Annotated in this window: 20 protein-coding genes, 4 tRNA genes and 2 pseudogenes; 10 read left to right on the forward strand and 16 right to left on the reverse strand. The window is 48.9% G+C overall.

What is annotated here, in order from left to right:
• Window positions 1-21: 21 nt before the first annotated feature.
• Window positions 22-939: a DUF808 domain-containing protein gene (locus NAZ64_RS11750; RefSeq protein ID WP_085920526.1), complete on the reverse strand. Its 918-nt coding sequence runs from the start codon at window positions 937-939 to the stop codon at window positions 22-24.
• A gap of 168 nt (window positions 940-1,107) precedes the next feature.
• Here NAZ64_RS11750 and yedA point away from each other — a divergent pair, with 168 nt between their 5' ends.
• Window positions 1,108-2,028 (forward strand): drug/metabolite exporter YedA, encoded by a 921-nt coding sequence (yedA, locus tag NAZ64_RS11755; protein ID WP_220569818.1) that lies wholly within the window; start codon window positions 1,108-1,110, stop codon window positions 2,026-2,028.
• On the opposite strand, the gene NAZ64_RS11760 is transcribed toward yedA, so the two are convergent.
• From NAZ64_RS11760 to drpB, 4 genes are all read right to left on the reverse strand, one after another.
• Entirely contained in the window at window positions 2,017-2,487 is a 471-nt protein-coding gene (locus NAZ64_RS11760) for a very short patch repair endonuclease (RefSeq protein WP_000785978.1), read from the reverse strand. The two genes, yedA and NAZ64_RS11760, sit on opposite strands and share 12 nt — an antisense overlap.
• Window positions 2,468-3,898 (reverse strand): DNA cytosine methyltransferase, encoded by a 1,431-nt coding sequence (locus NAZ64_RS11765; RefSeq protein ID WP_001157315.1) that lies wholly within the window; start codon window positions 3,896-3,898, stop codon window positions 2,468-2,470. Before NAZ64_RS11765 ends, NAZ64_RS11760 begins: the two co-directional genes overlap by 20 nt.
• Window positions 3,899-3,971: 73 nt before the next feature.
• Window positions 3,972-4,667 carry a phosphohydrolase gene (locus tag NAZ64_RS11770; protein ID WP_115285905.1) on the reverse strand — a complete coding sequence of 232 codons (696 nt, stop codon included), beginning with the start codon at window positions 4,665-4,667 and terminating at the stop codon, window positions 3,972-3,974.
• A gap of 79 nt (window positions 4,668-4,746) precedes the next feature.
• Window positions 4,747-5,058 carry a cell division protein DrpB gene (drpB, locus tag NAZ64_RS11775; RefSeq protein ID WP_483640937.1) on the reverse strand — a complete coding sequence of 104 codons (312 nt, stop codon included), beginning with the start codon at window positions 5,056-5,058 and terminating at the stop codon, window positions 4,747-4,749.
• 650 nt (window positions 5,059-5,708) lie between these two features.
• Here drpB and ompC point away from each other — a divergent pair.
• Entirely contained in the window at window positions 5,709-6,920 is a 1,212-nt protein-coding gene (gene ompC, locus NAZ64_RS11780) for a porin OmpC (protein WP_183052435.1), read from the forward strand.
• 259 nt (window positions 6,921-7,179) lie between these two features.
• On the opposite strand, the gene ymcF is transcribed toward ompC, so the two are convergent.
• The 5 genes from ymcF to NAZ64_RS11805 form a co-directional block, all read right to left on the reverse strand.
• A complete protein-coding gene (gene ymcF / locus NAZ64_RS11785) occupies window positions 7,180-7,368 on the reverse strand; it encodes a cold shock small protein YmcF (protein WP_024131109.1) in 189 nt (62 codons plus the stop codon).
• Window positions 7,369-7,378: 10 nt separating this feature from the next.
• Window positions 7,379-7,591, reverse strand: coding sequence for a transcription antiterminator/RNA stability regulator CspE (gene cspE, locus NAZ64_RS11790; protein ID WP_000208509.1), 213 nt, complete (start codon window positions 7,589-7,591; stop codon window positions 7,379-7,381).
• A gap of 454 nt (window positions 7,592-8,045) precedes the next feature.
• On the reverse strand, window positions 8,046-9,314 hold the full coding sequence (locus NAZ64_RS11795; RefSeq protein WP_183058210.1) for a Y-family DNA polymerase: 1,269 nt from the start codon (window positions 9,312-9,314) through the stop codon (window positions 8,046-8,048).
• Between the two features lie 2 nt (window positions 9,315-9,316).
• The gene (locus tag NAZ64_RS11800; RefSeq protein WP_000394197.1) at window positions 9,317-9,736 is read right to left on the reverse strand and encodes a translesion error-prone DNA polymerase V autoproteolytic subunit; all 420 of its coding nucleotides are present in this window, start codon (window positions 9,734-9,736) and stop codon (window positions 9,317-9,319) included.
• A 590-nt stretch (window positions 9,737-10,326) separates the two neighbouring features.
• Window positions 10,327-10,416, reverse strand: a tRNA-Ser gene (locus NAZ64_RS11805).
• Window positions 10,417-10,504: 88 nt separating this feature from the next.
• Between NAZ64_RS11805 and mtfA the strand changes: the two genes are divergently transcribed.
• The 5 genes and pseudogenes from mtfA (at window position 10,505) to NAZ64_RS11830 (ending at window position 12,601) form a co-directional block, all read left to right on the forward strand.
• Window positions 10,505-11,302 carry a DgsA anti-repressor MtfA gene (gene mtfA, locus NAZ64_RS11810; RefSeq protein WP_000598920.1) on the forward strand — a complete coding sequence of 266 codons (798 nt, stop codon included), beginning with the start codon at window positions 10,505-10,507 and terminating at the stop codon, window positions 11,300-11,302.
• Window positions 11,303-11,402: 100 nt separating this feature from the next.
• Window positions 11,403-11,478, forward strand: a tRNA-Asn gene (locus NAZ64_RS11815).
• Window positions 11,479-11,645: 167 nt separating this feature from the next.
• Window positions 11,646-11,910, forward strand: a pseudogene (locus tag NAZ64_RS11820) (Arm DNA-binding domain-containing protein); the annotation flags it as partial.
• A 168-nt stretch (window positions 11,911-12,078) separates the two neighbouring features.
• A tRNA-Asn gene (locus NAZ64_RS11825) sits at window positions 12,079-12,154 on the forward strand.
• A 165-nt stretch (window positions 12,155-12,319) separates the two neighbouring features.
• Entirely contained in the window at window positions 12,320-12,601 is a 282-nt protein-coding gene (locus NAZ64_RS11830; protein ID WP_310887704.1) for an Arm DNA-binding domain-containing protein, read from the forward strand.
• A gap of 317 nt (window positions 12,602-12,918) precedes the next feature.
• Here the strand turns inward: NAZ64_RS11830 and NAZ64_RS11835 are convergent, their stop codons facing one another.
• On the reverse strand, window positions 12,919-13,260 hold the full coding sequence (locus tag NAZ64_RS11835) for a winged helix-turn-helix transcriptional regulator (protein WP_023137514.1): 342 nt from the start codon (window positions 13,258-13,260) through the stop codon (window positions 12,919-12,921).
• A gap of 114 nt (window positions 13,261-13,374) precedes the next feature.
• On the opposite strand from NAZ64_RS11835, the gene NAZ64_RS11840 reads away from it, so the two are divergent.
• Both NAZ64_RS11840 and NAZ64_RS11845 read left to right on the forward strand, forming a co-directional pair.
• On the forward strand, window positions 13,375-13,932 hold the full coding sequence (locus NAZ64_RS11840; protein ID WP_023201872.1) for an NAD(P)H-dependent oxidoreductase: 558 nt from the start codon (window positions 13,375-13,377) through the stop codon (window positions 13,930-13,932).
• Window positions 13,933-14,509: 577 nt separating this feature from the next.
• Window positions 14,510-14,605, forward strand: a pseudogene (locus tag NAZ64_RS11845) (Arm DNA-binding domain-containing protein); the annotation flags it as partial.
• 245 nt (window positions 14,606-14,850) lie between these two features.
• Here the strand turns inward: NAZ64_RS11845 and NAZ64_RS11850 are convergent.
• A complete protein-coding gene (locus NAZ64_RS11850; RefSeq protein ID WP_076935361.1) occupies window positions 14,851-16,305 on the reverse strand; it encodes an AMP nucleosidase in 1,455 nt (484 codons plus the stop codon).
• A 45-nt stretch (window positions 16,306-16,350) separates the two neighbouring features.
• On the opposite strand from NAZ64_RS11850, the gene NAZ64_RS11855 reads away from it, so the two are divergent.
• Entirely contained in the window at window positions 16,351-16,512 is a 162-nt protein-coding gene (locus tag NAZ64_RS11855; protein ID WP_079944179.1) for a cytoplasmic protein, read from the forward strand.
• On the opposite strand, the gene NAZ64_RS11860 is transcribed toward NAZ64_RS11855, so the two are convergent.
• From NAZ64_RS11860 to NAZ64_RS11875, 4 genes are all read right to left on the reverse strand, one after another.
• Entirely contained in the window at window positions 16,501-16,827 is a 327-nt protein-coding gene (locus NAZ64_RS11860) for a DUF1493 family protein (RefSeq protein WP_000228159.1), read from the reverse strand. The genes NAZ64_RS11855 and NAZ64_RS11860 overlap by 12 nt on opposite strands.
• On the reverse strand, window positions 16,821-17,285 hold the full coding sequence (locus NAZ64_RS11865; protein WP_047605665.1) for an STM2901 family protein: 465 nt from the start codon (window positions 17,283-17,285) through the stop codon (window positions 16,821-16,823). The genes NAZ64_RS11860 and NAZ64_RS11865 overlap by 7 nt, the downstream gene beginning before the upstream one ends.
• A 420-nt stretch (window positions 17,286-17,705) precedes the next feature.
• A tRNA-Asn gene (locus NAZ64_RS11870) sits at window positions 17,706-17,781 on the reverse strand.
• Between the two features lie 140 nt (window positions 17,782-17,921).
• Complete coding sequence (locus NAZ64_RS11875) at window positions 17,922-19,379, reverse strand: EmmdR/YeeO family multidrug/toxin efflux MATE transporter (RefSeq protein WP_001542574.1); 1,458 nt, start codon at window positions 19,377-19,379, stop codon at window positions 17,922-17,924.
• Between the last annotated feature and the right edge of the window lie 116 nt (window positions 19,380-19,495).

Below are 19,495 nucleotides of genomic sequence, written 5' to 3' on the forward strand. Positions count from 1 at the left end.
TGCATAATTCATTGTAGAAAATCAGTGCGAAACACCGCGAATTTTCGCCACACCTTTCACCAGCGCCACCACAATGGCGCCGATAATAAAGCCGAGCACCAGATTCAGCCCCGCAGGGATCGTATGCGCCATGAAAGCCCCCTGCTGCTGCGCAAAATGTTCAATGGCATGGTGTAGCGGCGCAATACCGTGTACGACAATTCCGCCGCCAACCAGAAACATCGCCAGCGTACCGACAATGGATAATGCTTTCATTAACCAGGGCGCGATAATCAGTAATCCTTTACCGACGCCCTGCGCCAGCACGCTACGCTTTTCCGCCAGCCAGTACCCCATATCATCCAGTTTGACAATAATACCCACCAGGCCATACACGCCAATGGTCACAACCAACGCAATCCCCGCCAGCACCAACACCTGATTAAGCAGCGGCGCCTGCGCGACAATCCCCAGGGTAATGGCCACAATTTCAGCGGACAGAATGAAATCGGTACGGACCGCCCCTTTTACTTTATCTTTTTCAAAGGCCAAAGGATCTTGCGCAGCCAGCGCCTCAAGACGTTTTTGCCGCTCCGCCGGGTCTTCTTTGTGTTTTCGCGCCTCAAAGGTATGCAGGACTTTTTCTACCCCTTCAAAGCAGAGAAACGCGCCGCCTAACATTAATAAAGGCGTGATGGCCCACGGGATAAATGCGCTTATCAGCAGCGCCAACGGCACCAGAATAACCTTGTTGATTAATGATCCTTTCGCCACGCTCCATACCACTGGCAGCTCGCGATTAGCGCGAACGCCGGTCACCTGCTGCGCATTGAGCGACAGGTCGTCTCCCAGTACGCCCGCGGTTTTTTTCGCGGCCAATTTGCCCATTACCGAAATATCGTCCAGCAGCGTGGCGATATCGTCGAGTAATGTCAGTAAGCTACTTCCTGCCAAAATGATTTCCTCGGTCTTTTCTTCTAAGACGTTAAGTATGTAGCAAAACGCGCAATGCCGAAACCGGCGGCGCGGGTCAACGCCTTTTTATTCCAAAAGGACAATTATAATGCTCGCAGCATAATAATTTTGACGTTTACTATATCCACCCTTTTTATTTCACCGTGAGTGATTATGCGTTTCCGGCAGTTATTACCTCTTTTTGGCGCGCTTTTTGCCTTGTACATCATTTGGGGGTCTACCTATTTTGTTATCCGCATAGGCGTTGAAAGCTGGCCGCCGCTGATGATGGCAGGCGTACGTTTTCTCTCGGCGGGGATGTTGCTCATGGCGTTTTTGCTGCTGCGCGGCGAAAAACTTCCGCCGCTGCGCCAGACCATCAACGCCGCGCTGATTGGTCTACTGCTGCTGGCGGTGGGTAACGGCCTGGTGACGGTGGCGGAGCATCAAAACGTGCCATCGGGCATTGCTGCCGTCGTGGTCGCCACTGTCCCGCTATTTACGCTGTGCTTTAGCTACTTTTTTGGTATTAAAACGCGCAAATTAGAATGGGTGGGGATTGCCATTGGACTTGCCGGGATTATTCTGCTGAACAGCGGCGGCAACTTAAGCGGCAATCCGTGGGGCGCGATTTTGATCCTGATAGGTTCGATGAGCTGGGCATTTGGTTCCGTTTACGGCTCGCGCATCGCCCTCCCTGTGGGCATGATGGCGGGTGCGATTGAAATGCTGGCGGCGGGCGTGGTATTGCTTTGCGCGGCATTTCTTTCCGGCGAAAAGCTCGCCACGCTGCTTGGCTTATCGGGGTTTATGGCCGTCGGCTACCTGGCGTTGTTCGGTTCTATTATCGCCATTAATGCCTATATGTACCTGATTCGCAACGTCAGTCCGGCGCTGGCGACCAGCTACGCCTATGTGAATCCGGTTGTCGCCGTGTTGCTTGGCACTGGCCTGGGCGGTGAGAGGTTATCGCCCGTTGAATGGGCCGCGCTGGGTGTGATTGTGTTTGCCGTAGTGTTGGTGACTCTGGGTAAGTACCTGTTTCCCGCCAGGGCGGTGGTCACGCCGTGTAAAACGGAAGATTCACGCCAGTAGATGAATCCCCTGGGTGTCGATCTGCGCGCTGGCGCCGCCGCCGCAGATCCACTCTTCCAGGCGCTCCGCCAACGCCGCGTCGCTCAATTTCGCTCGTCCGCGCAAGGCACACTCCCAGACGATCAGTACCCGCCAGCCAAGCGCCTGTAAACGCTGAATATCGCGCTCATCGCGCTCAACGTTCTTACCGATTTTTTCCAGCCAGAAAGCCGTTCGCGTGGCCGGTACTTTGAACAGATAACAGTGGTGATGATGCCAAAAGCAGCCGTGAGTAAAAATCACACAATCATAGTCATTCACCACAAAGTCCGGCTTGCCCGGTAATGTCGCGTCCTGAGTATGAAACGTAATCCCCTGCGCGCTTAGCAGGCCGGCAAGACGTTTTTCAATAGCCGTATCGCGGGTCGCTATCGCGCGCATATTTTTACTGCGCGTGGCTTTATCGTGAACGTCCGCCATCTACCGTCTCTCTCTGACGCAGCGTCACCGCCTGGTGAATTTTGGGTTCCAGCAGCTTTGCTACCGCGGCAAATACCGGCACCACCACGGAGTTGCCAAACTGGCGATAGGCCTGCGTATCCGAGACAGGTATCCTGAACTGGTACGTTTGCGGCGCCTCAAATCCCATTAAACGCGCGCACTCTCTCGGCGTGAGTCGGCGGGGACGATGTTGTTGGTTGCCAGCATCGTCGAAATTCACTTCGCCTTTCGCCATATCCCAACCACGATCGATCAGAATTTCGGCGCCATCTTTGTAGTAGCGAGCAGATAACGTGCGCGCCACACTTTCCGGATTGTCAGGGTAAACCATGCCATAGCCAAAACCGTTTCCCCGCGCCTGGTGCTTTTTCGCGTAGCGATATAAATATTTCCACAGCACCGGCGTCAGGATATATTTGGCTTCGACGACGGGCTCCAGCAGTTCTGCCAGCGTCGGACGGCGCGGTGGATAACAGCGGGCGATATTGCGTAACGTAAAATCGGTTTTCAGGTTTAAATCGCGACGGAATCCCACCAACACAATACGTTCCCGATGCTGAGGAAGAAAGTGCTGCCCGTCGATAATTTTCGGATCGTCCGGGCCATTGTCAGCGGCATCCGCCACGTCATATCCCAGTTCATCGAGCGTTTGCATAATAATGCGGAAAGTGTTGCCCTGGTCGTGACTTTTAAGGTTTTTCACGTTTTCCAGCACAAACAGCGCGGGGCGGCGAGCGTCGATAATTCTTACGACATCAAAAAATAACGTCCCCTGAGTCTCGCAGGCAAAGCCGTGGGCGCGGCCCAGCGCATTTTTCTTGGAAACGCCCGCCAGAGAAAATGGCTGACAGGGAAAGCCCGCCAGCAGGACATCATGTTGCGGAATATGCTGGCGAATGTGTTCCGCCGCCTCATCATCGCTGACCCCTTCCCGGTGGCTCAATGTGATATCGCGGATATCTTCATTAAAGCGATGTTGCAGCGGATCGCAAAAATAGTTCGCTTTATATGTCCGTACCGCGTGCTTATTCCATTCGCTGGTAAACACGCACTGTCCGCCTATCGCTTCAAATCCGCGGCGAATGCCGCCGATGCCCGCGAAGAGATCGATAAAACGAAAGGCGTAATGCGGATGATGCGCTGGCGGCGTCGGCAACCCTGTTTTAAGACAGGTGAGTTCATTGTCGCTCAAACGATGCCATGCCGCGTTCATCATTACGCGCTTTAAGATGGCCGGGCTCCAGTGCTGCTCGCCCAGGCCGTTAAGGTGCGCCACCAGCGTTTTAACATCGTAGATTTCCAGCAATTGACTCAGCATCGCCTGGATCTCGCTTCCGGCGTCGTCGGCGATGAGGTTCCGGGCGTGTGTTACTGAAATATTTTCCTGCATACATTTAACCGGCCAAAAATAATTGCCGACAGACTAACATAAAATGACGCGGTTTACGTTTCAGCGACAGGGGTTACTGATGCGTAGCAAACATCTGGATGACCGCCTCATCCCGTGTTTCATAGTCGCCTTTCAGCTCAGCGCTCAGTTTCGCCATGTACGACACCAGAAAATCCGCATTACGCTGCGCCAGGTACTTGCCCCGTTCGGTCTGCATCGTCAGCGGCAGTTTCAGCAGCTTGGTTTGAAAATGGTCGAGCGCGAATTGCTTATCGTTAAGAGGCCGTCTGTCGGCAAAGGGATCGTCGGCATCAAACAGCGCGACGCCCAGCGCGCCGGAGACCGCGAAGACCCGCGCCAGACCAATAGCGCCCAACGCCTCCAGCCTGTCTGCATCCTGCACGATTTTTGCCTCTGGCGTGGTAGGCGCAATTTTTGCGCTGAAGCTATGCGCTTCGATAGCATGACAAATGCCCGCCAGTTTTTCTGCCGGAAAGTCAGGAAAATCCCGCAGAAAAATACGCCGGGTTTCTGCCGCCGCCAGAATGGAAGAGCGATGCCGCTGCGGATGATTTTTCGCCAGGCTGACAATGTCATGGAAATAACATGCCGATAGCACCACCAGCCAGTCGACAGGACTGTTTTTCCCCAGCGTTTGCGCGGTTGCCCAAACACGACGAAAATGGAAGATGTCATGCGCGGCATCCTGTTCCTGGTGGTGGTGACGTAGCCAGTCTTCAAACTGCGATTGCCAGTATCCTGAGTCCATACGCCCTCTCTTTATAGCAGACCATTTTTATTACATGCCTGAGCACAGGGTTCGCTATCCTGACATATCCGCCACCACTTTACATCCCTGCGTGCTTGCGCGTTTCTGGCTGAGTGTCGGCGGGATAAGCCCTGTTTTTGCGAGGCCGGGTATACCAGACAATACTCCCCAGAATAAGCCAGACGACGCCCAGCGAAAGCGCGTTAAGCCATTTTTCCGTTGCGCTGCCAGGAGTGCTGATTGGGCCGAGAACCGGCTCGGTTTGTATGGCGGACATCAGCCACACGCAACGCGCCATCGCCCAGATGAAGTAGCCGCAAAAGGTATAAAAAACCCATAACGCTAATTTGCCACCCATGCTACGGGTGGCGTTGTCCTCCCTGGTACTCAAACTTTACTCCGCTTTTGTGATGTAAGTCATATGACATTAATTACATTATAATGTGACATTAGTCACATTTCGACCATAGAATACCTTATCCACCTGTTTTGGTTATTCATTCCACAAATAGTTTATTCTCAGTTAATGTTACGCCTGGCGCTGAACCTGCTGTTAAATAAGGGAATGGTGATTGAATCGCACTCTGATGCAGAATAACCCATAACCAGAACAACTTATTTTTACGCACCGCGATAGCGTTTTATTTTATTATCATTAAGTGTCAGAATGATTCGGTTATTAGCCTTTTATCATTTATTTTATCATTACCCACATTACCGGCATTTATGCCGGTTTTTTTTTATGTTTTTTCATAATCAAAGCATCAAATACATATAAAAAACAAATTATATTCACACCAACAACCATCAAATCAAAACACATAACCCATTGATAAAAAATGATAATTATAGAATATATATTCTTAGTTACTTATATAGTCTTTATTATAAAAAACCAAATAGAAACAAATTGAAATATTTTAAATACCTTTGTTACATGTTATTTTTTAAATTCCATGAACTTCATAGAATAGTATCAATTTGTAGTTTTGTTGAAGTGGCTACATATTCATATAAATTATTATCATAAGGGAATACATAATGAACAGAAAAGTTCTGGCACTGCTTGTCCCGGCGTTATTAGTGGCAGGCGCAGCAAATGCGGCTGAAATTTATAATAAAAATGGCAACAAACTCGACCTGTACGGCAAAGTTGATGGTCTGCGTTACTTCTCTGACAATGCAGGCGACGACGGCGATAAGTCCTACGCCCGTATTGGCTTTAAGGGTGAGACGCAGATCAACGATATGCTGACCGGCTATGGTCAGTGGGAATACAACATGCAGGCGAGTGGCACTGAAGGTAACAGGGATACGTCCTGGACTCGTCTGGGCTTTGCCGGTCTGAAATTCGGCGAGTACGGCTCTTTCGATTATGGCCGTAACTATGGTGTTATCTACGACGTTGAAGCCTGGACCGATGTGCTGCCGGAATTCGGCGGCGACTCTTACACCCAGACAGATGTATATATGCTTCAGCGTGCTAACGGCCTGGCCACCTATCGTAACACCGACTTCTTCGGCCTAGTGGAAGGCTGGAACTTCGCACTGCAATACCAGGGTAATAACGAAAGTGGCAATAACGGATTTGGCCAGGAAGGCTCCGGTAACGGAACTAACCGCGGCATAGATAAAGAAAACGGTGACGGTTTCGGCATCTCTACCTCTTATGACTTTGACTTCGGGTTAAGCCTGGGGGCTGCTTATTCAAGCTCAGACCGTACCGATGCCCAAGTGGGTAATGGATATGGTGATGGTCATCATTACTATGGCAACAATGATGCCGGCGGTGAAACTGCCGAAGCCTGGACCGTAGGTGTCAAATATGACGCCTATAACGTATACCTGGCGGCGATGTACTCTGAAACCCGCAATATGACCTCTTATGGAGACGGCGACTATCAATCTGCAGACGGTAAGTTAGGTGGCGGCGGTATCGCTAACAAAACCCAGAACTTTGAAGTGGTTGCGCAGTATCAGTTCGATTTCGGTCTGCGTCCGTCCATCGCCTACTTGCAGTCTAAGGGCAAAGATTTAGGCGGCCAGGATATAGATAGCCGTGGTAACTATCGTTACACCGACAAAGATCTGGTTAAATATGTTGACGTCGGTATGACTTACTACTTCAACAAAAATATGTCCACCTACGTTGATTATAAAATCAACCTGCTGGACGAAGATGATGACTTCTACGCAAACAACGGTATTGCAACCGATGATATCGTAGGTGTTGGTCTGGTCTACCAGTTCTAAGACGCTTTATGTTATTCAAGCCCGTGCTTAGCGCGGGCTTGTTATTATAGGGCAAGAATTAAATAACGGATAACGGCGCAAAGACAGGTGACCTGGCTTCATCGGATAGATGAAGACAACGTCGCTCTTTTCAGGCGCTGTCTGCAAGAGAAATAACACTTTTGGGGAAAGGAAAATGCCACTATAGATGATGGATGTCAGCGTCTATAGATGATAATCATCCGGGCATAAAAAAGCTCCTGTACGGAGCTAATATGAATTATTTTCTAAAATCTGGCGGAACCTGTCCTGAGCGAATGTATAATCCAACATTATCAAAAGTGATCATGGTTGACTTACAAAAAATACATTTCGCGCCAAACGGGTTTTGCTCAGTAACATCGAATGTCGATGTTCTGTATTGTGAACCATGGCAACATGGACACCGGAAGTGAATTTTATTAGTAATATCAGTTGCCTTAAAGCGCCACAACGTTGACCGCTGATGGACCTTTTGGTCCCTGCTCTACTGAAAACTCCACTTCCTGATTTTCATTCAGAGTGCGGAATTCATTACTTTGAATGGCGGAAAAATGCACAAACACATCTTTGCTGCCATCTTTAGGCGTAATGAAACCAAAGCCCTTTTCAGGGTTAAACCATTTTACTAAACCAGTGATTTTCGTCGTCATAATATTGTTACCTTTTGAATGAGCCCTTGGGCAAAATGGCCTGAAGAAAATTATCAGAGAGAAAAAAACCTAAAGGAGATCTCAAGAGGAACAAATGATGAGAAATATTACAATCACTACTTCAGATAAGTTTGTATCAAACCGCACAACCATTAACGCATGGTTAACTGCACATAGCAAGCTTTAGTTTTGTTAAAAAAATATTAATTGTTTTTTAGCATTATCCCGCTGATTGCCATATTCTTTTTATCCATGTCCGTCGCTACGGCTGAAACCTGGCGTAAATAAGTGACGTCTCACAACGCCTACCTGGCAATAAACGCGCCACATTTCCTGATGTCGTAAACCAGGATACATGCGCCTCATCGTGAGAGGTTCCTGTGATCTTGTGCGACCAAAACCGGTTAGAGAACGGGGATGATTTGGCAACCATCTCAGGCATTGATCGCACAAGTTACTTAACACGCAGTAGATCAGAGTATCTTGTGGTGTACCGAGGCGAAAGCATTTCTCGCTTCATAGCCCACTGTTGCGACATCCCCTGCCCGGCGAAGTACAGCGTCCCCTTCCCGGCTTTTGCGTTAAGATGGTCCAGTACTTCCATCAGCTTCTCACTACCGGCGCGCGGCGCGTTATCGTCGAAAAGGTTGAGTTGCGCTACGCCCTGACTGAAGAAGTCACCCAGCATCACCCCCGCTTTCTGGTAGCGATGGCCGTCGCGCCAGATTTTATCCAGGCACTTCACAGCCGCATTGATAATGTCGCGTGAATCCTGCGTGGGGGTGAGAAGCGTCACCGCGGCGCTGTTACCGTAGTAGGGCTCGTTCAGGGCAAAGTGTGATGTTTTGACGAATGTTGAGATGAAACGGCAGTACTGGTGCTCGCCGCGGAGTTTTTCTGCCGCGCGCGCAGCGTAGCTGTAAATAGCCTGGCGCATTTCTTCATAGTCTGTGACCCGCTCGCCGAAAGAGCGGCTACAAACGATTTCCTGCTTTGCCGGCGCAAACTCTTCAAGCTCCAGACATGGCTCTCCGCGAAGCTCTCTCACGGTACGCTCCAGCACGACATTGAAGTGTTTCCTGATGATCCAGGTACTTTGTTCAGAGAGATCGAGAGCAGTCTTGATGCCCAGGGCATTGAGCTTCTTACTGATACGCCTGCCGACACCCCAGACATCCTCTACGGGTATCAGGGCCAGCAGCCGACGCTGGCGATCGATGTTCGATAGGTCAACCACCCCGCCGGTCTGGCGCTGCCACTTTTTCGCAGCATGATTAGCCAGCTTGGCAAGGGTTTTCGTCTGGGCAATGCCTACACCGACAGTCAGGTGCGTGCGCTTCAGGACCGTCGCTCTTATCTCGTGCCCGAAATCTGTCAGATCCCGGCAGTTTCGTACCCCCGTCAGATCACAAAAAGCCTCATCAATGCTGTAAATTTCTACCCGCGGCACCATCTCCTCGAGTGTGGTCATTACCCGGTTCGACATATCAGCGTAAAGCTCGTAATTACTGCTGAAGCAAACAACACCGGATCGCCGGAAGCGTTCTTTCTGTTTGAAGTATGGCTCACCTGGTGCGATACCGAGCTGTTTCGCCTCGGCGCTACACGCGATAACGCAGCCATCATTGTTTGATAACACCACCACCGGTCGGCCACATAAATCAGGACGAAAGACCGTTTCGCAGGAGGCGTAAAAGCTATTAACATCGCAGAGCGCGAACATAATCAACTGACCGCTTTAATGATAAAGGTCACCACCCCAAATATGTCGAGCGTGTCTTCACTGCCGACAGGTATAGGTCGATAGGCGCCGTTCATGGGGATTAACTGCACTGTCGGGCGCAACTGCAACCGTTTTACGGTGAACTCTCCTTCAATTGCCGCAATTACAATGTCACCGTGGTCAGCGTTCCGTGAGCTATCCACCACCAGCAGGTCACCGTCGCTGATGCCGGCTTCAATCATTGAATCACCCGTGGCTTTGACAAAATATGTTGAGCTGGGATGAGAAACGAGCAACTCATTAAGATCGATACGCTGCTCAATGTAGTCCGCCGCGGGGCTGGGGAATCCACACGGCACTAAGTAACTGAAAAATGGGAGAGGAATAATTTCGCGCAACTCTGTAGGTCTGAAAAATTCCATAATCCATACCTCGAATACTGTTTTTATATACAGTAGTATTATTTGAACATGCGCGCAAGATACCGGAGTCGCTACGGCTGTTTAAATCTTCGTCGCTTCGTTTGTAAGTTTCTCTCTCAGTTCAAATTATGGGTTTTGTAAATTTTCCGGTTGTATTGTCATGTGCGCATATTTAAGCCAGCCTGGAGGCCAGATTTTCTGTACAGCGTCGACAGTCCCGCAGCGTAAGTTATCGCCACGCGCCAGCGCGTTTCCCTGACAGCAATTAATCTTTCGCCCTGCGCCCATGTCTACAGGGGAACATTTCGGGCAACAGGCCGGGTACGACGATTACCGAGGACGACGGCGTTAAATCGCCGCTAGTGACATCAATATTAATCCAGATGGGGTACGGCGAAAGAGCGGGGCAGAAAACCAGGAGTTGACTTATGATCGAAAAGTAAAAATAACACCATCCCTGGCCCCCTCTTCTGGCAGAAAAAGCATAAGATGGCGATACGTTTTTCACGTAATATTCTAACAGAATATTCTAAGTGTATTCTAAGTGTGAGACTGATCGCTGAAAGAAGATGAGCTAAGTGTTTGAATTGTGGCGGAGAGAGGGGGATTTGAACCCCCGGTAGAGTTGCCCCTACTCCGGTTTTCGAGACCGGTCCGTTCAGCCGCTCCGGCATCTCTCCGTATATTGCAATGATGCCAGGTAATTTGGCATTTTAACAGACCCTATTCGGGTAATTTTGTTCAAGTGACGAGTTTACGAGCAAAACGATGATTAAGTGGCCCTGGAAAGCACAAGAAATAACCCAGAATGAAGACTGGCCGTGGGATGATGCGCTGGCTATACCTCTTCTGGTAAACCTCACCGCGCAAGAACAGGCTCGGCTTATTGCGCTAGCCGAACGTTTTTTGCAGCAGAAAAGACTGGTAGCGCTACAGGGATTTGAGCTCGACTCGTTAAAAAGTGCACGTATTGCGTTAATTTTTTGCTTACCGATCCTGGAGCTCGGTATTGAGTGGCTTGATGGTTTTCATGAAGTGCTCATTTATCCCGCGCCCTTTGTGGTAGATGATGAATGGGAAGATGACATAGGTCTGGTGCACAGCCAGCGTGTCGTACAGTCGGGGCAAAGCTGGCAACAAGGGCCCATCATTCTGAACTGGCTGGATATCCAGGACTCGTTCGATGCTTCGGGTTTCAACCTCATTATTCATGAAGTCGCGCACAAACTGGATATGCGTAATGGCGATCGCGCCAGCGGCATCCCTTTCATCCCGTTGCGCGATGTGGCTGGCTGGGAACACGATCTCCACGCGGCAATGAATAATATTCAGGATGAAATCGATCTTGTTGGCGAAAGCGCTGCCAGTATAGATGCCTATGCCGCCACCGACCCTGCAGAATGTTTTGCCGTGTTGTCAGAGTATTTTTTCAGCGCGCCAGAACTGTTTGCTCCGCGTTTCCCGGCGCTATGGCAGCGTTTTTGCCAGTTCTATCGCCAGGATCCTTCTCAGCGCTTACGGGTAAGCGCTGCCGAAGGCGACTACGGCGAGGAATCCGAACATTAATTCCTCACTTTGTGGGTTAATTAACCAATTGAATTGGCGCGTTAATTTTACTGTTGACACGTTATAGCGGGCCCAGTATTATGCGCCTCGTTGAAACAATTCCTCTGTAGTTCAGTCGGTAGAACGGCGGACTGTTAATCCGTATGTCACTGGTTCGAGTCCAGTCAGAGGAGCCAAATTTAGGGAAGCAGACGTTCACTGACGTCTGCTTTCTGCATTTATATCAACTGGTTATCTCCTTCTTCAGGTTCACCCTCGTTCACTAAAAATCATTCGAAGCTATACCCTTTTGCTGGTAAAGCTGGTTCGATTTGCGTTTTACCGGTACGCCGAGGGAACCGTCATGTCACTGACTGATACCAAAGTAAAAAATGCCAGACCAGCGGAAAAGGCCGTCAAGCTCACTGGCGGGTTTGGCCTCTATCGGTTCGAAATACTGGCAGTTGGGCTACCGCTATTATGGCAATCAGGAGGTGTTTTCCATTGGGGTTTACCCTGCTGTATCGCTTGCCGATGCCAGATAATGCCGTGACGAGGCTAAAAGGTAGCTGGCTCAGGGGATTGACCCGAACGCAAAAAAACAGGCTGATGAAAAAATCCTTCAGGAAAATTTGACTTGTGCAATTACAGACAAAGTTGCGCCATGCCGGGGCAAAGCAGGGATTAGATCAAAACTTCAACGCTTTGTTGTTTTTGTCAGCAAACAAACGCGCAATCTTATTTCCCCCTTTGACAAGCCGATCGCACATCGTTACTATGCGCCCCGTTCACACGATTCCTCTGTAGTTCAGTCGGTAGAACGGCGGACTGTTAATCCGTATGTCACTGGTTCGAGTCCAGTCAGAGGAGCCAAATTTCTGTTTCGGGACATCCTGGTAAGTCCGGAGACGTTTAAAAAACAAGAACTTATCTTTACCCGGTTGGCCTGCGAAGGCCTACCGGGTTTCTTGACATCCATAGTTTTTGGGGACTTAATCGGGGGCCTCACGGTTCGTTGAGAAAATGGAGCCCCCTCCTATGGCATTAACCGATACCGCTATCCGCAAGATCAAACTCACCGAGAAATCCTTCAAGATCACCGACGGTTCAGAACCCAACCTGCTGATCAAACCCAACGGCTCAAAACTCTGGTACATGAAGTACCGCATTGATGGCAAAGAGAAGAAGCTAGAAGCTAGCCTTCGTCACTATCTGGCGCAGGAGTTTAGCAGGAAAGAGGCGCTGGCGATGGTAGCGATGGATTTGGGGCATGGTGACGAGCGTGAGCGGTATGTGGCGCAGGTGTATAGCCAGTTCTGACAGTCGGCTAAGAACGGGATATAGCCATTCGCCCCCTAAGGATTACACTTTGAAGTGATTCAGAAAATATCTGCATTTATCTATCATGATATGCAGGCTATCAGCTAAGCTACGATAACGTGTTCCTAAATAGTGTGGAATAGCAGATCGCTTTGAGGGAACTCAGCCCGGATTGTGCGATCTGATCAATCGCTAAGCATCACCAGTCACCAGCCGGACTGAGCGATGCCAATCATTACACCGATCGCCGAAGTCTGCTATGAACAGTTGAGAATTACTCAGAGTTGTTCATCATCTGTATCCACACCACTAAATTATTAGTTGCGGTTTTTCCCACCCCAATCACACATTAAATCCAGAATTGGCATTAATGATTCCCCTCGTTTTGAAAGACTGTATTCAACTTTGGGCGGTATTTGAGGATACTCCACCCTATTGATTATTCCATCTTGTTCGAGTTCTTTCAGAGTATTACTCAGAGTTTTGAAAGAAATCGTACCGATGCGGCGTTTAAGCTCGTTGTATCGCATGACTGGTTTATTTTCATTTAACCAGTACATAACTATCATTTTATATTTCCCGCTAATTAAGGAAAGAGTATAACCAAAATCGGTTTCCTCCAGGTTGATACCAGTCTGTGAGCATGTCTCAGTCACCATTTACACTCTCCTTTTGGTAAGTATATAACCTAAATTTGCGTACTTCACAAACGACAGGGCCAATCATATACTCCTGAGTAACCCAATCGCAAGTCAGTCCTGAATGAGGAAATGATGAAAAAAACGCTTATAGTTGTCGCTCATCCAAATATTGAAAATTCAGTTGTTAATCAGTGTTGGATAAATGAGTTAAAAAAGTATCCTGATCAGTTTACTGTCCATGAGCTTTATAAAGCATACCCTGACGGCAGGATCAATATCGAGACTGAGCAAAGACTGGTTGAGCAACATGAGTCGCTGGTTTTGCAGTTCCCAGTTTACTGGTTCAACTGCCCTCCCATGTTGAAACAATGGCTGGATGAAGTGTTTCTTTATGGATGGGCATACGGCTCTACAGGCGATAAGCTGAAGAATAAAAAAATAGCTTTGGCTGTAACTGCCGGTATTGAACTTGCAGACTATATGGCGAATGGCCGTTATAAATTTACCATGCAAGAAGTACTTCGCCCATTTGAAATTACGATTAAATATGTTGGTGCTGAATATGTTCCACACTTTGCCTTTTATGGTGCAGAATATAATCCTTCCAGAGAAGTGATTAAAGAAAACGCAGTAGGCTATGTTAAGTACTTAACTAAATTAACTTACAGTGAGTTAGTAACAAGTAAGTAATGTTAATTTGATAGCCCGTTCTCATATATTTTCGCTTATGATGCAGTAAATAATATGGTTCTGCTTGCTGCATCAATTAGTGTCTTGATTGCCTTATTTGTAATTAAGCCAAAAGAACACAGTGAAATTTAACCGAACCATTACAAACCAACTCACAAATTTCGTATTGAGTTGGTTATCGTACTGATATTTTGGCTTTGGCACTCAGGTAATTACATAACCGATGTCCACTTTGACACAAAGCTGTCTGTTATGCCCACTTACGGCCAAAGAGTAATCTAAAACATGACAAATATCACATTTCAGAATAGTTATTGCGTTTGGCGCCTTATTGAGGGCTTCACTCCAATTTTAAAAATAAAATCTTCATAAATTCAATATGATAAATCAATATCAGTATCCAGTCAGAGGAGCCAAATTCCTGTTTTCAGGCTTACTTATAAATTCTTATTACCTTATATTTCAATAAGTTATAGTGAAAATCTTTCCCGATGTGTGTCTGGTTTTTCCTGCGTATCCGGCGAAATTGGTGGTCTGATTTGGGGCCATTTCAGTTCGATAATGGCGTGACCACCCTATATTCCTGTCCGACACGAAAATCCGCAGTATCAAGCCTTTTGATAACCCCTTTAAACTGACCGATTCACACGATCTGTATCTGCTTGTCAATCCGAGCTGGTGGGTCAGGCGCTCAAGGAGCGCGAAGTGCGACGCAATGCTTTCGCCTTCCGGCGCGTTTCCTGCCGTAGACGTGATTATCAGCGACAGGTATCCGGTGATGGTGATGGAGCTCGCGGCACAATAAGGCCTTAGCGGGATGCAGAATCGCCTCCCGATAAGGCTTCACTCAGCCACTTTCCATATCATATAAATACGCCTCTTCCGCTCCTGTCCAACAGCAGGCGACAGCTCATTTCGTTAGCGAAACGGTGGCTCATTAAACGTGCGTAATTTACGTGAGTGCAAACGATCACCTTCTGCGCGTAGCAAATCAATAGCACGAATACCAATTTGCAAATGTTCTGAAATAGCCCCCTCATAAAACCGGTTTGCCTGCCCGGGCAGTTTAATTTCACCGTGTAAAGGTTTGTCAGAAACACAAAGCAACGTGCCGTAAGGCACACGAAAGCGATAGCCCTGGGCTGCAATCGTCGCGCTCTCCATATCAATCGCAACCGCGCGGCTAAGATTGAATCGCAACGCCGATGCGGAATAACGAAGCTCCCAGTTACGGTCATCCGTGGTGACGACCGTTCCCGTGCGCAGTCGCTGTTTCACCTCTTCGCCGGGCATTCCGCTAACCGCTTTGGTAGCGTCGTACAGCGCACGCTGTACTTCCGCAATGCTTGGAATAGGAATATCAGGCGGCAGAACAGCATCCAGCACATGATCATCGCGTAAGTAGGCATGGGCCAGCACATAATCACCAATCGCCTGACTTTCTCGTAACCCTCCACAGTGCCCAATCATAAGCCAGACGTCAGGCCGCAACACGGCCAAATGGTCGCAAATCGTTTTAGCATTTGAAGGGCCGACACCGATATTTACCAGCGTAATCCCCTGCCCATCTGCCGTTACCAGGTGCCAGGCGGGCATCTGATGCTTCTTCCAGGCCAGATCGGAAATAGCCTCTTCCGGCGCTTCCGTTTCTGCCGTGATCCAAACTCCGCCGGCACAGGAAAGCGCGACATAGGGACTGTCAGGATCAAGAATTTGGCTGCATCCCCAGCGCACAAACTCATCGACATAGCGGGTGTAGTTGGTAAACAAAACGAAGGGCTGAAAATGTTCAACCGGCGTACCGGTATAGTGCCGTAACCGGGCCAACGAGAAGTCAACACGACGCGCGTCGAAGTGCGATAACGGATAGAATTCGCCGGGGTGGAACAGACCGTCTGCTGTCTCATCGCCAATCTGCGCCAGTTCTGTGGTAGGAAAATGGCGCGTTAGCCCGGCGCTCATAGAACGATCCAGCGTCAGAGCTGAGCCGTCGATCACGTAAGGATACGGGATCTCATGGTGCGAGGCCTCCACCGTAATATGCGCGCCATAATCATGGTAAACGAGGTTAAGCTGTTCCAGAAGATAAGCGCGAAATAGCGCAGGCCGCGTAACGGTAGTGGTATAACAGCCGGGATGAGTAAAGCGTCCAAAAGCGCGTGTTTTAGGCGGGTTCGGTGTCGCGCCATCCCAGCTTACAGACAGCGAAGGATAAACAAACAGTCCGTTAAGCCTGGCATGGGGATCGGGCAGCGTGCCGTTATCAACATAGTCAGCGATGGCTTCACGGAGCGCGTTAACCGACTGCTCGTACAGCTCCTCCAGGCGATCCAGCGCTTGCTCGGGCGTCAGGTTTGTGCCTTTATTTTCCATATTATTCTCCTTAGCGTTCACAGGTGAGGCACGTCATTCGATAGTATGACAGCAAAGGAAGAAACTAAAAGGGTTAGCGTAAGGGCGGCGGCAGTAAACATGAACCCTTTAAAAAGAAAAGAGAACTATCTTAGCGCCACCATCATCGCTCAAAAAGAAGGGCACTGGTACAGCCATTTGTTAAATTCATTAAAATTAGTCATATAACCATTTCCCGGCTTTTGCTGACTCGATCAGCATGCTGATAGTGAAATCTGGGACGGGTACAGGCTCCGTTTTCTTGAACGGATGCCATGAAAAAGGGTGATTAGGAAAATAGGTTTCTATTCTGAAGTTACCTCGCTCGACATTGAGTTTCTCGAAGAACTTATTCATGAGATCTTCGGCTTCAAGTTCATCAATGCTCAGATCAGTATCAAGGTCAATCTCTGGTGTTAATTCCACTTGCTTAATGTTGAACAGATATGTGCCAGCATAAGGCCGTACAAGCTCGTAAACTTGCTGTTCAATATTGTCTACCATAACTTATCATTGCCCCGAGCAATGGTATTGTAGTCGCGTATAGTGCGATATGTTATTTGTGACACATCTGCGGCAAGGATAATTTCCCCGATCAAAGGAATGGAACGTCCAACAAACGGCGCAATGTTACGAACCATAACACGTCTGGCTGTCCACGGGGTGTAACCGCCTAACCATGTCGGAAGGGATATTCCAAAGGGAAATTTTGACTTTTTAAACACTGCACGTGCAGTCCTGGACGCGTATGATGTGCCTTTAGTCGCTCCAGCGGGTTTCGCCCTTGTCCAGAGATTATTGCGACCTGATACCAGAGCAACAACGGCCCCGAAATCTGCAACACCAATCCCAAACTGGCTTGCGGTATTCTCACAAAAAATCATAAACAGAAGTTCGGCAGCAGTCAGATTGAATTTTCCTGCATAGAAGTATGTTCCATTTAGTTCTTCTACTGTATCCATTAGAAACTCTATAGCTGCTATTTTGGTTTACTTATTATACAGCCTTGTTTCGAATGAAAGAAATCAATCTTTTGGGAAAGAACGGATCAAGATCACGGGAAATATCTGAAATCAGATGAAAGAGACAGTCGCGATTCCCACCAAGGGCATCACCTGGCAAGCTTGTGTGATCGCTCCGTTTGAACCGAACACATCTATATGTCAGCATACTGATACGGGTTTGATCTTGCGGATAGCGGTATCGGTTAATGCCATAGGAGGGGGCTCCATTTTCTCAACGAACCGTGAGGCCCCCGATTAAGTCCCCAAAAACTATGGATGTCAAGAAACCCGGTAGGCCTTCGCAGGCCAACCGGGTAAAGATAAGTTCTTGTTTTTTAAACGTCTCCGGACTTACCAGGATGTCCCGAAACAGAAATTTGGCTCCTCTGACTGGACTCGAACCAGTGACATACGGATTAACAGTCCGCCGTTCTACCGACTGAACTACAGAGGAATCGTTTGAACGGGGCGAATATTAACGAGGTGCCCCTGGCTTGTCAAAGCCTGTTTTCACAAAAAAAGTTCGTTTGCTGTTTTATTCCACACTTCGGTTAAAATTCACCGTTTCCTGATGATTTTCACAGCAAAAAGCGCTTACTCCCTCTTTACGCGCGGGTATCTCCACAGCCAGCGCCCGCTTACCAGACGCCAGTAAAACAGTGCGCCGCGCACGGCCCAGTCAAGAAACATCCCCAGCCAAACCCCTACAACCCCCATACCCAGCACAATACCAAGCGTATACCCTGCCACAACGCGACAGCCCCACATCCCCAGCATCGATACCCACATCGCAAATCGCACATCGCGCGCGCCTTTAAAACCCGACGGCAACACCCACGCGGCCGCCCAAATTGGCATAAAGGCAGCATTAAGCCAGAGCAGAACTTTCACTACCTCTTTTACGTCCTGCTCCTGGGTATAAAATGAGGCAAACAGACCCGCGAACGGCGCTGTCCCCCAGGCGATTGCCGTAAGTACGATAGTCGACATCCAGAATACATGGCGCAGTTGACGCTCTGCCTGACCAATTTGTCCGGTACCAAGACGCTTACCGGTGATAATAGTCGACGCCGAACCAAGGGCGTTACCCGGCAGGTTGATAAGCGCCGCCACGGAAAAGGCAATAAAGTTACCCGCAATAACGTTAGTGCCCATTCCGGCGACAAACATTTGTGTCAGTAGCTTGCCACCGTTGAACAGCACTGACTCAATGCTCGCCGGAATACCAATACCCATCACTTCCCAGATAATGCCGAAATTCAGCGGCTTCAGATAGCTTTTCAGCGGAATGCGCAGCGCCGGATTAAAACCAATCATCAGCACCCAAATAATCGCTACCGCGCCGATGTAGCGCGAAATGGTTAATCCCAGCCCCGCGCCGGCAAAACCCAGCCCTTGCCAGGAGAAAGCCCCGTAAATCAGGATGCTGCTGATGATAATATTGAGAATGTTCATCCCGCCGTTAATCATCAACGGGATTTTCGTATTACCAGCCCCACGCAGCGCGCCGCTACCGATTAGCGCAATTGCCGCAGCCGGATAACTCAGCACCGTCAGTTCAAGGTACGTTAACGCCAGCCCCTTTACTTCTGGCGTCGCCTCGCCTGCGACAATATTAATAATTTCACTGCCGAAATAATGAATGACCACTGCCAACACAACGGCAAATAGCGTCATAATCACCAGCGACTGGCGCGCCGCCGCCCTTGCCCGTCGCCTGTCGCGCTTGCCCAGGCTAAAGGCGACCACCACCGTAGTACCAAGATCGATAGCCGCAAAAAAAGCCATAATTACCATATTAAAACTGTCGGCAAGCCCCACGCCCGCCATTGCTTCCTTGCCCAGCCAACTGACGAGAAAAGTACTGAGCACGCCCATTAGCAAAACACAGGTATTTTCCAGAAAAATGGGGATAGCAAGTGGGGTGATTTCACGCCAGAACAACACTTTGTAGCTCTTGCGTTTGGCATACCAGGGCGTACGGACGACAACCTGGCGTAAGGCAGTGGAGACGTTCAAAATGGACCTTAAAGAAGAGAGTTGAAACCACATTTCAATAATGAGCGAGAAATCGTAAGGCTGCAAAGCTTTTTGCAGAAAAAATGTCTGCAAATGCAACAAAGTGATGAGATAACCCGCAATCGAATCTGTAAGGGGTTAAATGGGGT

Source organism: Salmonella sp. A1325 (genome assembly GCF_056991255.1).

What these genes read in the sequence shown, in the direction of transcription:
- yedA (WP_220569818.1), top strand. Translation starts at nt 1,108, where the DNA reads ATGCGTTTCCGGCAGTTATTACCTCTTTTTGGCGCGCTTTTTGCCTTG.
- NAZ64_RS11760 (WP_000785978.1), bottom strand. Translation starts at nt 2,487, where the DNA reads ATGGCGGACGTTCACGATAAAGCCACGCGCAGTAAAAATATGCGCGCG.
- NAZ64_RS11765 (WP_001157315.1), bottom strand. Translation starts at nt 3,898, where the DNA reads ATGCAGGAAAATATTTCAGTAACACACGCCCGGAACCTCATCGCCGAC.
- NAZ64_RS11770 (WP_115285905.1), bottom strand. Translation starts at nt 4,667, where the DNA reads ATGGACTCAGGATACTGGCAATCGCAGTTTGAAGACTGGCTACGTCAC.
- ompC (WP_183052435.1), top strand. Translation starts at nt 5,709, where the DNA reads ATGAACAGAAAAGTTCTGGCACTGCTTGTCCCGGCGTTATTAGTGGCA.
- cspE (WP_000208509.1), bottom strand. Translation starts at nt 7,591, where the DNA reads ATGACGACGAAAATCACTGGTTTAGTAAAATGGTTTAACCCTGAAAAG.
- NAZ64_RS11795 (WP_183058210.1), bottom strand. Translation starts at nt 9,314, where the DNA reads ATGTTCGCGCTCTGCGATGTTAATAGCTTTTACGCCTCCTGCGAAACG.
- NAZ64_RS11800 (WP_000394197.1), bottom strand. Translation starts at nt 9,736, where the DNA reads ATGGAATTTTTCAGACCTACAGAGTTGCGCGAAATTATTCCTCTCCCA.
- mtfA (WP_000598920.1), top strand. Translation starts at nt 10,505, where the DNA reads ATGATTAAGTGGCCCTGGAAAGCACAAGAAATAACCCAGAATGAAGAC.
- NAZ64_RS11830 (WP_310887704.1), top strand. Translation starts at nt 12,320, where the DNA reads ATGGCATTAACCGATACCGCTATCCGCAAGATCAAACTCACCGAGAAA.
- NAZ64_RS11835 (WP_023137514.1), bottom strand. Translation starts at nt 13,260, where the DNA reads ATGGTGACTGAGACATGCTCACAGACTGGTATCAACCTGGAGGAAACC.
- NAZ64_RS11840 (WP_023201872.1), top strand. Translation starts at nt 13,375, where the DNA reads ATGAAAAAAACGCTTATAGTTGTCGCTCATCCAAATATTGAAAATTCA.
- NAZ64_RS11850 (WP_076935361.1), bottom strand. Translation starts at nt 16,305, where the DNA reads ATGGAAAATAAAGGCACAAACCTGACGCCCGAGCAAGCGCTGGATCGC.
- NAZ64_RS11855 (WP_079944179.1), top strand. Translation starts at nt 16,351, where the DNA reads ATGACAGCAAAGGAAGAAACTAAAAGGGTTAGCGTAAGGGCGGCGGCA.
- NAZ64_RS11860 (WP_000228159.1), bottom strand. Translation starts at nt 16,827, where the DNA reads ATGGTAGACAATATTGAACAGCAAGTTTACGAGCTTGTACGGCCTTAT.
- NAZ64_RS11865 (WP_047605665.1), bottom strand. Translation starts at nt 17,285, where the DNA reads ATGGATACAGTAGAAGAACTAAATGGAACATACTTCTATGCAGGAAAA.
- NAZ64_RS11875 (WP_001542574.1), bottom strand. Translation starts at nt 19,379, where the DNA reads ATGTGGTTTCAACTCTCTTCTTTAAGGTCCATTTTGAACGTCTCCACT.